The organism is Mucilaginibacter aquaedulcis (genome assembly GCF_030409325.1).
In the GTDB taxonomy this organism is placed as follows: domain Bacteria; phylum Bacteroidota; class Bacteroidia; order Sphingobacteriales; family Sphingobacteriaceae; genus Mucilaginibacter; species Mucilaginibacter aquaedulcis.
In genome coordinates, this window is the sequence record NZ_JAUFPR010000001.1 from 844,339 (window position 1) to 856,310 (window position 11,972).

The window sequence follows — 11,972 nt, forward strand, 5'->3', positions numbered from 1 at the left end:
ACCAGGGCAGCTTCCTGAGCATACTAATTAAGCCACCTGTTTTTATTAGTTATGAGTTAATACCGTTGCGCCAATAGCTGCATTGCCTGGTGTACCATTAATGTAAATGGTATATATTTTACCCGCAGTTAAGGTTACCTGAGTGAGCTTATTATCAAGTATGGATACGGCTGTTTGATCGGTTGTTTGGTTTACTGAAAAATCAACTACACCTGCATCAACTGAAACAAACGGACCTATTGACCACATATTTAATCCAGTACCTGATAAAACAGAACCACCAGCCCTGCCATACACCGTATTGGTGAACAGGGCTGTTTGTCCCTTTATACCAAAATCAACCGCGGGTGCACCAGGTGCCAGGTTTACAAACCTTACTTTAGCCTTTCCTTGCGCGGGCGCAGCAAGATCATCATAGAAAAGGATCAATGAGTCTGCGGTTGCTTTAGTGTTTTTCACCGCGAATACGGTATGATAATAGTTGGCTATGGGGCCATTTGGGCCGCCTGAAGATGAAAACGTAGCGCTGTTACCAAACTGGCGCGATGCTTTGTAAGAAGTATTTGTGCCTTCCGTAAAATTGATTTGCACGTCGCCAAATTGTGTATCCAGGTAATCGGTTTTGGTATTAATGGCTACAGCCGCCTTGGTTACCTGTGTGGTATACGTCCAGAATTGGATACCTGCGTTTACCGGCCTTGCATTTACAAAACTAATATGTGCGGCAAGCGCAGGCCTGTCGGCATTGTTAATATTCAGATAATCCGTCTTTTTGCAGGAAGCAGTAAAGAACAAGATTGCCGCGAATAGTAAGGGTAATTGATGCGGTGCCTGTTTAAACAAAGGTTTATATATTTTATATTGATGATTATTCATGATATTGAGCTTATAAATGAGCAGATAGTTTAATAAAGGGTTGTATACCCGCGCTGCCGTTCTGTATGCCCACAACAGTTGGGTTACGCAGGCCGGCGATAGATTGATCGGTATAGTCGCCCAGGATATTGAATACGTTATTTACCCCAGCGGTAGCCTGAATTTTAGTTGTGAACTTGTAACCAATTGATAGATCAGTTACCCAAATAGGTTTCAGGTTTTGGTAAAAGTAAACCGGGTTAAGCGGATCAGCGGCACTGAGCAGTGATGCTGTGGTTACCTTGCCAAAGTAAACGGTGCGCAGTAAAAACGTAAATTTATCCAGGCTGTAAATACCCTGCAGATTAATCTTTTGTGCCGGGATATTGGTTGTAACCCTGGCCCGTTCCCCTGGGCTCAATATCACATTTTTATAAGCTTCCAATCCTTTTGGAGTATTTACTTTGGTCACTTCGTTTTTGGAAAAGTTCCCCCCAAATAAAAAGTTGATATTACCTTTATTCAGCAACACATTATAGCTGCCGGTAAATTCCACGCCCTTGGTACGGGTACTAAACTCATTGTAAAAGAAATTGGCCTGGGCAGCACCCGTTTGCTGAAAAAGCGTTTTAACATCGGCAGGGAGATTGGCGTCACTTGACGTAAAATTGCCTGTATTGCCAACCCTGTTATCAATGTTGATCAGGTAAGCATCTACCGTTAATTCAATATTACTGCCGGGTGCCGAGGTTAGGCCCAGCGCGTATCCTTTTGATTTTTCGGGTGATAGTTTAGGGATACCTAAGGCCCTCGCTGCCGCGCTTTGATTAGATGCGGTCAAAATATCAACACCCCTGCCTTGCTGAAAAGTTGTAGAAACAGATGTATAATACGATTGTGCTAAATCCGGCGCACGGAAACCCGTATTGGCTGATCCGCGAATATTCAGCCACCGGGCAAAACTATAGCGGGTGGCAGCTTTCCAGGTAAACACGTTGCCGAAATCAGAAAAATACTCCGCGCGACCAGCACCGGATACCAACCAGGCTTTGGTTACGTTAAGTTCCACATCAGCATAGCCAGCGGTTACAGACCGGCTTACATTCACCGCATTTTCGGGCCGGAAGCCCAGATGAATCTGCGAACCGGCGGCAAGTCCATTCAAAGATGTTACGCCTGCGCTTGATAAATAGGGTATACCTCCTAAGGTAGTGTCCACATCAACAATAGTGCGTTGATCTGCTTTGGAGTAAGAACCTTCCTCGCCGGCGATGATCTGAAAACTTTCTATCCGGTGCTGCGCACCGAAGGCTACGTTCAAGCCTTTTAGTATCTTGTCAAAATAGCGGTTAAAGTCGAGCCCGGTGGTGTTTTGCCCTGCGTTGTACCTGCCCGCATCAAAACTGGTAGGACTCTTCAATCCAAGACTGGCATTTAAGGAATTATCTACCCGGTTGGTAAAACTATTCTTTCCGTATACGTTTGACAGATCGACATTCCAATCACCAACCTTACCTTTTATACCCACAGCTATAGAACCATCTACAATGTTGTTTTCCATGGCCGGTAAAAAGCCATCGGGGTAAATGAAATTATTATTCCTTGATGTCCACCCGGGTAAACGATAAACCGCCGTAAACTGCGAGTTGCGGCTGCTGATGCCACCAAACGCATATATATCTGTGGTTTTGTTTAACGGAAGGGCAGCATTAAAGGATAACAAAGCATCCTGGCCAGGATTAGAACCACTTGCACGCTGGTCAAAAAAATGACGATCGATGCCACGGCTTTTTAAAATAGCGTCATCAATTTCTTTGGTGTAAATGGCATCATAGCCACGGGTGTTGGCTCCGCCACCATAAATGGGGCCGTTATACAAGCCGGCATCAGCCTTGCCTGCAGGCAGTGAAATTGCCTGTGTCGCATATTCCGCAGTGGCATTGATATAGCCACCGGTGTTCCCTAAACCTACGCCGTAATTCACGCTGGTACGGGTTGTTGCTCCATCACCGCGCCTGCGGGTGCTTCCAGAGGTGGTAACGGCCAGGTCATCTGTTTTTTTCTTCAAAACGATGTTGATCACCCCGGCTATAGCATCAGAACCATATTGAGCGGCTGCACCATCACGTAAAATCTCGATCCTGTCAATAGCTCCGGAAGGGATAGAGTTAAGATCATACCCGGTAGATCCGTTACCGAGGCCGCCATAATTAACGTTGGCGCTTTTGTGTCTGCGTTTACCATTTACAAGTACCAAAACCTGGTCTGGACCTAATCCGCGAAGCTGAGCCAGGCTTAATGCCGAACCTGCGTCACCGGCGTTGCTTCCATTAACGGAGTGGAATGATGGTGAGATATATTGCAGCAGCTGGGTTACGCTTACCTGCGGGGCCGATTCCAGTAAAGGTTTAATATCAATAACATCAACAGCCGAGGCAGAATTGAGCTTGGTACGGTTAGCATTTCTTGAACCAACTATCTGCACTTCGTTAAGCGCGTTGCCTGCGGGTTTAAGTGCTATTTTAAATTCTTTTAAGCCATCAATTTCCACTTCCTGATTTTCATATCCTAAAAAGGAAAACACCAGATATTTGCCATTACGTACTACAATGCTGAAAGTTCCGTCGGCTTTAGTTACCGCACCTTCATTGAGGCCTTTGATCCGGATAGATACGCCCGGTAAAGGGACCTTGTCATCGGCACCGATCACGATTCCTGTAACCGTTCGTTTTTGCGCGAATATATTTTGCCCGTATGCCAGGCTGAAAAATATCAGCAGGAGTATAATTTTCTTCATTTTACAATAGTTTTAGACAAAGCAGCGGCTACAGCAGGTTACAGATCCTGCTTTACGTACTATGCGCCTGTCTTTTGATTAATTAATTATTTAATAGGGGATTATTTTTAGTTCGAGGTGAGTTTTTGCTTAAAACGATCGTCGGTAAGTGCTTTCAAAAATTCAACAATATCATCCACTTCGCCCTCATTCAAATTCAGCGGTTTATCCAGCGACAGGTCGCGGTTGATACCATCCTTCACAACCAGCGAGGGATTGTTATAATATTCTACCACGCTTTTCAGGGTTTTAAACTTCCCATTATGCATATAAGGAGCTGTTACCGCCACATTGCGCAGGCTTGGTATCTTAAATTCGCCCTCATCTGCCTTATTTTGGGTGATCACAGACCGACCAGCATCATTCAAATCTTTTCCATTATACAAACCAATGCTCTTAAACCTATCGGCAGTAAAATCTTCACCCGAATGGCAATTGTTACAGTTAGCCTTACCAATGAACAAGAGCCTGCCGCGTGCTGCCGAAGCAGATAAAGCATTGTCATCGCCATTAATGTAGCGGTCATAGGAACTGTTTGAAGTTTCAAGTGTACGCTCAAATGAGGCTATGGCCTTCAACAAATTATCTTTGGTGGGTGTTGATTTAAATATTTTTTGAAAAGCATCAGCGTAGTATTTATTGTCGTTTAGTTTTTTTACGGCATCCTCAATGGGCAGTCCCATTTCTGTAGCCGAAGTTATGGGGCCAAGCGCCTGCTCTTCGAGTGATGAGGCACGGCCATCCCAAAACAGGTGCGGGCGACCGGATAGATTGGTAAGCCCCGGAGAATTACGGGGTGTAAGGTTACCTTTTATACCTATACTTGAAACAGAGGTATCGGCAAAGGCAAATTCCGGTTTATGGCATGAAGAACAGCTAATGGTATTATCCGCAGATAGAATGGGGTCGAAAAACAGCTTCTCGCCCAGTTGCTCCTTAGTTTGTACATCATCCTTAGTACCAACAAAACTCATGAGCCCTATCAATATACTAATACCTGTAATAGTTAGCGGTAAAAATCCCTTTTTCATATCATCATGCATTTTTATTCCTGTAACAGGCCGAACCATTGGCCGGGATACCCAATATACCCCGGCTTCCTGATTCGTTTCCAAACATTACAAGCGTGTTATAATGCGGTTTATTGGTCAAAACAATGGCCCTCCGCCTTTGAGGGCGGTTTATTTAGTTATCAAATCTTAATTTTTTACCTAAGCGTTATTGAGCTGCCGCGTTCAGGTTAACGTTCAAATCAAAGTCGTCATAGATCACTTTATCGCCCAGGTTTTCAAAAAAGTTTTTTGAGCGAAACTTGATATCGTATTTAGTACGGTCAATAGTGATTTTTGCAGCAGCAGTTAACTTATTGCCATTAACTGTTACCGTGGCCGGAAAAGTCACTTCGTTGGTGATCCCCTTTATGGTAAGCTTACCTTTAACATTATATTGATTGCCCGATGTTTTTGTTGCCGATGAGATTACAAAATTAGCCTTAGGGAATTTTTCAGCATTGAAGAAGGTTTCGCTTTTTAAGGTACTTACCAGTTTATCATTCTGAGCCTGGTCGGTAAGGTCGGCATCGGTAATGGTATTTAGGTCAATATCAAAGCTGCCGCCTTTAAGCGCATTATTTTCCAGATTAAGGTTACCGTTGCTCACTTTTACCTCGCCGTTATGATCGCCTGTTGCTTTTTTGGCGGCCCAGGTAAGTTTGCTGTTTTCATTATCAACCTTAAAGGTTGATGCTTTTACTTTTTTTACCGGTACAGTGGTTTTAATGGTTTCGCCCCGGCCTTTGGTTAGTTTAACACTTTTAATAACTGATGGTGTAAACGCGGTTAACGATACGAATGCTGTTAATAATACAGCGCCTGATAATTTTGTCATAACGGTGGTTGTGTGTGTTTTTTAGTGAACCCGGTAAAGCTTTTACTCCTTACCGGGATTAGTTTAGTTTATTTTATTTTCCTTTTAGTTCTTGTTGATTGTTACCAGCTATATTGGCTTCGCTGGCCGGAGCAGGTTCTGCAATGAGTTCATCAAGCAGCTTGTTAAATTTCTTTTCGTAATCCTGGTAATACTTACCCGTAACTGTACCAGTGTACCCAGTGTATATTTCGCGCACATCGCCTTTTCTGTCAATAATGATTGTTGTGGGGAATGCAACAAACTTATTCAGAGCAGGCAGCTTTTGCGATACCAGCTTTTTATCGGCTAACCCTCCGAAAACAATATCATACTGAATATTGTACTTCTCTTTCAGCTTGCCTAAAGTGTACTTGGCATATTCCAGGCTATCTTTCTGTTCAAAGCCAATGGCTATCGCTTCTACCCCACGGTTATGGTTTTTATTGAACCATGGCGACAGAAATACTGTTTGATCTGTACAGTTAGGGCACCAGGTACCCACAATTTCAATGATGGTAACCTTGCCCTTGTACTTGTCATCACTTAATGATACAGGTTTACCATTCAGATCAGGAAAAGTGAAGTCAAGCTTTTTGTAGCCTTCTTTGAGGTAAGTGAGTTTATAGGGATCGGGCAGCTCTGCTTTGTCATCCTTTACGGCATCAAACTTGGTATTATCATAAATACCTGAACCTATTTCACCGCTTAAGGTGCCATCGGTATTGATTTTGCCTTTATAAATCTTAGGGCTTGGGCCTGTGAAACCAGATAATTCAAACTCATCGCCCTGTACGGTTCCTTCAAGTTCGCGGCTATCGCCGGTTACCTGCATAATTACTCCTGTAAGTTTATTACCGGTTTGTTTTAAAACGGCAATTTTGTTTGGCACCTGATCTTTAGAATAAACCTTCAGCTCCCATTTCCCGGTCAGGTTAGCCGTTGGGGCAACATCTTTTCCGGGTTCAACAAAACGGTAAGTTTTACCGTACTCGGCAGTAAATGGCAGGGAGTTTCCCCTAAATCCCGGTACCAGGCTGCGGTATTCACCGCTTAGCGTTCCGTCATCTTCTACTTTGGCAACAAGAGCAGCATCATAGGTATTCATTTTTATGAATACAGAGTCCTTACCTATCTGCTTTACGTGGAAATTGTCCCGGCGGCTTCCATTGATCAACGTAAATACAGCATGTTCGGCATCTTTACCCTTAAGCTCAAAATTGAAGGGAACTTTAGTTTCGGCAACGGTGAACACTCCCCGCCAAACGCCTTGCCTAATGAATTTTACCGGTGGTTGTTTATCTGCAGCCAAAGCCGCTGCGCCACTGAATAACAGGCCTACAGACAGGCATTTAAATGATGTTATAAGATTGATGGTTTTCATTTGATGATTGTATAAAATCAGTTAATAATTAATTTCCCTGGTGATTGGTATCGGCAACCGCGGCAGATTCCGGTGCCGGTTCGGCTATCAGTTCGTCAAGCAGCTTGTTGAATTTCTTTTCGTAATCTTCATGGTATTTACCTGTTACCGTACCAGTATAACCGGTATAAATCTCCCTCACATCGCCTTTTCTGTCAATGATGATGGTTGTAGGGAAGGCAATGAATTTATTCAAGGCAGGTAGCTTTTGTGATACAAGTTTTTTATCGGCCAGGCCCCCAAATGCGATATCGTAATTGATCGCATATTTCTCTTTCAGCTTGCCTAAAGTATATTTGGCATAATCCAGGCTGTCCTTTTGTTCAAAACCCAGGGCAATGGCCTCTACCCCACGGTGATGATTCTTATTGAACCATGGTGAAAGAAACACGGTTTGATCGGTACAGTTAGGGCACCAGGTACCTATGATCTCCACAATAACTACCTTGCCTTTGTATTTGTTATCACTCAGAGAAACCTGTTTACCATCAATACCCGGGAAGGAGAAATCAAGCTTTTTGTACCCTTCTTTCAGGAAGGTAAGCTTATAAGGATCAGGCAATTCCACATCGGCTTTTTTGGCGGCATCAAACTTGAGGTTTTTATAGATACCAAAGCCTTCTTCTCCGCTGATAGACCCATCCTCGTTGATCTTACCTTTAATAATGAAAGGGCTTGGGCCTGTAAAACCGCTTAATGCAAACTCATCGCCTTGTACGGTACCTTCCAATTCGCGTGTATCACCAACAACGGTCATGACAACACCTGTGAGTTTGTTACCGTTTTGTTTTAGCAGGGCAATAGATGCAGGGACGGCTTCTTTACTATAGGTTTTTATCTCCCATTTTCCGGTAAGATCAGCTTTAGGAGCTACGTCTTTACCCGGTTCTACAAAGCGATAGGTTTTACCGTACTCTGCGGTAAAAGGCAAGGAATTACCTCTGAAACCCGGTACCAGACTCCGGTATTCTCCACTCAGCGAGCCATCATCTTCAATTTTGGCTACCAGAGCCGCATCGTAAGTGTTCATTTTAATATATACCGAATCGGCACCTATTGATTTTACATGAAAATTGTCGCGACGGCTGCCATTGATCAGCGTAAACACCGCGTGCTCAGCATCTTTGCCTTTGAGCTCAAAATTGAAGGGAACCTTTGATTCGCTTACGGTAAATTCACCGCGCCATTTACCTTCTTTAATAAATTTTGGTTTAGGAGTTTCGTGGGCCGATAATATTCCTGCGCCGCTAAACAGCAAAGCAGCGGTGAGCAGCCTGGTTTTGGTTAAGTAGTTGATAGCTTTCATTTCGTATAAGTTTTAATTGTTATTGATTGATGGAATGCCTGAAAAATTTGGGCATAAGTTTTCCATTAGGCTTCATAAGCCTTTTAAAAAAACGTTATAAAATTTCAGGGCTAATGGCTGTTAAAACCAGAAAACATACTGAACCATACAACAACATCGTTTGATGGCTGCACGTTGTACCGGAGAATGATGAGTAACAAATGTGTTCATGACTTTTAGTTAATTTATATTCCGGCGGCACTATGCTACCGGAAAAAGTTTAGCACTTATTCCAGACTGCTGAAAAGTTGCTATAAGATCATCGAGACTTCCTCTCCCTTATTCTTTATAAATCAACTAATTAATGGTGGGGTTAATTAGAATGGTGTAAAGATAATAATAAATATGATAAATACAATAAAATCTATAGATTAAGTAGTAATTATTTAAAAAATGTATGTTTTTAACAAATTATTATCTTGTAAACGATAAACATCCTGGACTGTACAGCACACGCCTGATTTACCACCATAGCAAAGCAACGCACTTAGTACAGCCAGGATGTATATCATAACTGATATTTTCAAACCTGGAGATGTAAAGGCATTTTTTTACTGATTGCAGTAACAACAGAAAAAGGCGCCACCATTCTGTTTACAGGTGTTGATTATTGGGTTGGTGATTGAACTCATGATATATTTAAAAACTACACGCAGTTTAATTGGTGGCTATCAACTGCATGGATGGTTAGGTATTTAGTACTTTATTTTACAGGTATATTAAATTCAACATCATCTGGCGGCAGGCACTGTTTGGCATTGCAAACCATAAAATTAATAGTTCCTTTAACAGTAGTTTGCCCGGCTTTGAGCTTTATCTTTTGCTGAAAGGTAACAGCCTGCTCAAAATATTGCACATTCATGCTAAATGATTTTTCATATTCGCTAATCGGCTTAGGCTCGATTGTACTACCCTCTAAAATGTAATCGTCGTTTTTTTCAAACTTTAATGTGGTTTTAATCGGGCCGCCATCAGCAACATGCTGAGAGTAAATGTGCCAGCCCTTGTCAATTGTAGCCCTGATCAATAAAACAGCCTGCTCCTTATCAATTCTTTTTGAAGCATATGACCATTTTACAGGAGTAAGTATTTGAGAGAAGGCGGCGCTACAAAGAGTAATACAGATAGCTGTTAGTATAATTTTTTTCATAAGGTTAATGGTTTGTAACGTGTGGTTTAGTTATTGCAGATGATGTTTATTTAAAACACGCTGATCAACAACATAGCCAAAGGGTGCTACAATGTGACTTGAAAATGCGGGCAGGGTTGCAGGAGAAAGTATTCATTTATTAATTCATTAGATTCAACTTGTTTAAATTTTGAACAAGCATTGTAAGTGTATGATGACAAATATATAATTAATCTATTAAATCCATAGACTTTATAGTAATTTAATTTTTAATTAGCTTTTTATCAAAATCAATGAATAGGTTAGCCTTGTCATTTGCATCATATGTTTCGCCTTTAATAATGCTTTGCCCGGTTGTAGCCGGATTGTTCCCATGACCTAAAGGCCATGAACCGCTGGCGTTTGAAACGCCAAAACCGGCATAACCTGCAGCTTTCAGGGCAAAATCGGTACAGTTGTTTTTGGATAAATGGTATTCCAGTCCATCATAATCTTTAGTGAGGCGCAGGATATTATCAAATCGCTTTTTAGAAATGAACTTACCCATAACCTCGTCCCATTTGTGGCCGTTATCGTTTTTAAACGTACCCGAGCAGGAGGGATCCCATGGTGTAGCAGAAAACAGGTTATCTTTATGCGGATAAAACCCAAAGGAAATTGAAACTGATGTTGAATCGGTATTATATTTAATGAGCGTAATAAACGTGTGCCCGGTATTGCTTAGTTTAAAAACTTTGCCCTTGCCGGGCACAGGTTGCTTTACATGAAAAAGCAACGCGTAGGCAACGGCCTTTTTACCATCGTTAAATGTATTGATGATACGGTCATAAGTTATGGCTTTGCTCTTGATCTCCCGCTTATCATTTAATCCAGCCGGATCAGGCTCATTCACAAATACCGAATCGTCCTGGGTATTTAAATCTAAATATGCATTCTTATAGTCGGGAAGTTCCAGCTTTATATTATTCCTGAGCGAGTCCGTAATTTCCACCGATTTTGTTTCCCTTTCTGATTCGGGTTTATCCTTATACTGCAGTGTTTTAAAGAAACATTTCATGGCCAGCGGATACATACGCAGGCGGGCAAACATATTGGCAAGTCCGTAATAAAGCCTTACCCTTGATTGATTATAATTTATCTGGTTATTATCTGCTGAAATATTTATCAGGTAAGCCATCAACGCCTTCCGCTCCTGCCTGCTGCTTAAATGGGTTTCCATATTTTCCAGCAGGTTAGCATTATTCATGGTTGTTACTGTAGGCGATCTATTTTCGTCGGGCAGTGAGGTACTGAACTCAGCGGTATCTAATAATTTAGGTTCATAGTGCACAGCAGCCGATAACTGGGCATGCCCGGGCAATCCATAAAAAATAAAGGCTATAATGGCAAACGCCCTAAATAAGGGTGATATACGAAGCGAAATCATGAATAAGGGTATTAAGGTGGATTTATTTAACGGGTTATTATAAACAATACGGGGGGACTTGTTTATCTGTAACAACAACAATAACAACAACCTAAAAAATGACGATGATGACCAGCGTTTTCCATATACTTACAAACGTAATAAGTTTTTAAATAGTCTACAAGTTTAGTAGGGTATTTGTTAAACTTATTACCTTAGCCCGTAATTTAGGTAAAATGATCAATACCGAATGAATGAATATGCTTTAATAACCGGTGCAAGTAAAGGCATTGGCAAATCAATGGCCTTATTACTTGCTCAAAAAGGCTACAACGTACTCCTGGTAGCTCGTTCTGCTGCCGAGCTGGAAAGCCTTGCCCTGCAAATAAAATCAGATTTTAAAGTTGAAGCTCTATATTTCGTGGTCGACCTATCCATTCCCGGATCAACTAAGCAAATTGCAGATTGGTTCCGGCAGCTTTCGGTTTCACTATCCATCCTGATCAATAACGCGGGTTATGGTCTTTGGGGAAATTTTGACGAACTAAGCTTAACAGGGCAAGCCGCTATGATGCAGGTAAATATGAATGCAGCGGTGGAGTTATCTTATTATTTACTCCCTTCATTAAAACTTCAAAAGCAGGCTTATATACTTAATGTAAGTAGTACCGCCGCTTACCAGGCCGTACCTACCCTAACTACATATGCCGCAACCAAATCATTTATATTATCATTCAGCAGAGGGTTGCGGTATGAATTAAAGGATACATCTGTTTCTGTCAGTTGCCTGAGCCCAGGCCCTACCGATACTAATTTTGCTCATCATGCCGGCATGGATGCCCTGGCCGATCTTGCGGCTAAATTCAATATGGCTCCTGATGCGGTTGCTGTTATTGGCATCAATGGCATGTTTAAGAAAAAGGCAGAGATTGTGCCCGGTTTTTTAAACAAGTTATCAGCTATGGCGGCCAGGCACAGCCCAAAAGCTTTGATTGAACGCGTTACAGCAGGCTTGTACAAACAATAAATTATTTTGGGCAAAGTTTGTTTAATTAAATTATTTATCTACATTTG

General features: G+C 41.9%; 9 protein-coding genes and 1 riboswitch. Of the genes, 1 reads left to right on the top strand and 8 read right to left on the bottom strand.

The features are described from left to right. Positions 1-45 precede the first annotated feature (45 nt). From QWZ01_RS03485 to QWZ01_RS03520, 8 genes are all read right to left on the bottom strand, one after another. On the bottom strand, positions 46-876 hold the full coding sequence (locus QWZ01_RS03485) for a DUF4397 domain-containing protein (protein ID WP_290321837.1): 831 nt from the start codon (positions 874-876) through the stop codon (positions 46-48). Positions 877-886: 10 nt separating this feature from the next. Next, a complete protein-coding gene (locus tag QWZ01_RS03490) occupies positions 887-3,652 on the bottom strand; it encodes a TonB-dependent receptor (protein ID WP_290321838.1) in 2,766 nt (921 codons plus the stop codon). A gap of 107 nt (positions 3,653-3,759) precedes the next feature. Continuing rightward, entirely contained in the window at positions 3,760-4,806 is a 1,047-nt protein-coding gene (locus tag QWZ01_RS03495) for a cytochrome-c peroxidase (protein WP_290321839.1), read from the bottom strand. Between the two features lie 103 nt (positions 4,807-4,909). Continuing rightward, a complete protein-coding gene (locus QWZ01_RS03500; protein ID WP_290321840.1) occupies positions 4,910-5,578 on the bottom strand; it encodes a YceI family protein in 669 nt (222 codons plus the stop codon). A gap of 73 nt (positions 5,579-5,651) precedes the next feature. Continuing rightward, positions 5,652-6,980: a peroxiredoxin family protein gene (locus QWZ01_RS03505; protein ID WP_290321841.1), complete on the bottom strand. Its 1,329-nt coding sequence runs from the start codon at positions 6,978-6,980 to the stop codon at positions 5,652-5,654. A 28-nt stretch (positions 6,981-7,008) separates the two neighbouring features. Beyond that, positions 7,009-8,325, bottom strand: coding sequence for a peroxiredoxin family protein (locus QWZ01_RS03510; protein WP_290321842.1), 1,317 nt, complete (start codon positions 8,323-8,325; stop codon positions 7,009-7,011). A gap of 221 nt (positions 8,326-8,546) precedes the next feature. Beyond that, positions 8,547-8,659, bottom strand: a riboswitch (SAM riboswitch). Between the two features lie 408 nt (positions 8,660-9,067). Beyond that, positions 9,068-9,514, bottom strand: a complete 447-nt coding sequence (locus QWZ01_RS03515; RefSeq protein ID WP_290321843.1) for a protein-disulfide reductase DsbD domain-containing protein — start codon at positions 9,512-9,514, stop codon at positions 9,068-9,070. A gap of 241 nt (positions 9,515-9,755) precedes the next feature. Next, positions 9,756-10,919 (bottom strand): hypothetical protein, encoded by a 1,164-nt coding sequence (locus QWZ01_RS03520; RefSeq protein ID WP_290321844.1) that lies wholly within the window; start codon positions 10,917-10,919, stop codon positions 9,756-9,758. Between the two features lie 229 nt (positions 10,920-11,148). On the opposite strand from QWZ01_RS03520, the gene QWZ01_RS03525 reads away from it, so the two are divergent. After that, the gene (locus QWZ01_RS03525; protein ID WP_290321845.1) at positions 11,149-11,925 is read left to right on the top strand and encodes an SDR family NAD(P)-dependent oxidoreductase; all 777 of its coding nucleotides are present in this window, start codon (positions 11,149-11,151) and stop codon (positions 11,923-11,925) included. The last annotated feature ends 47 nt before the right edge of the window (positions 11,926-11,972 follow it).

Bases quoted from the DNA above. Each gene is read 5' to 3' on its own strand.
- QWZ01_RS03485 (WP_290321837.1), bottom strand. From the start codon at position 876: ATGAATAATCATCAATATAAAATATATAAACCTTTGTTTAAACAGGCA.
- QWZ01_RS03490 (WP_290321838.1), bottom strand. From the start codon at position 3,652: ATGAAGAAAATTATACTCCTGCTGATATTTTTCAGCCTGGCATACGGG.
- QWZ01_RS03500 (WP_290321840.1), bottom strand. From the start codon at position 5,578: ATGACAAAATTATCAGGCGCTGTATTATTAACAGCATTCGTATCGTTA.
- QWZ01_RS03505 (WP_290321841.1), bottom strand. From the start codon at position 6,980: ATGAAAACCATCAATCTTATAACATCATTTAAATGCCTGTCTGTAGGC.
- QWZ01_RS03510 (WP_290321842.1), bottom strand. From the start codon at position 8,325: ATGAAAGCTATCAACTACTTAACCAAAACCAGGCTGCTCACCGCTGCT.
- QWZ01_RS03515 (WP_290321843.1), bottom strand. From the start codon at position 9,514: ATGAAAAAAATTATACTAACAGCTATCTGTATTACTCTTTGTAGCGCC.
- QWZ01_RS03520 (WP_290321844.1), bottom strand. From the start codon at position 10,919: ATGATTTCGCTTCGTATATCACCCTTATTTAGGGCGTTTGCCATTATA.
- QWZ01_RS03525 (WP_290321845.1), top strand. From the start codon at position 11,149: ATGAATGAATATGCTTTAATAACCGGTGCAAGTAAAGGCATTGGCAAA.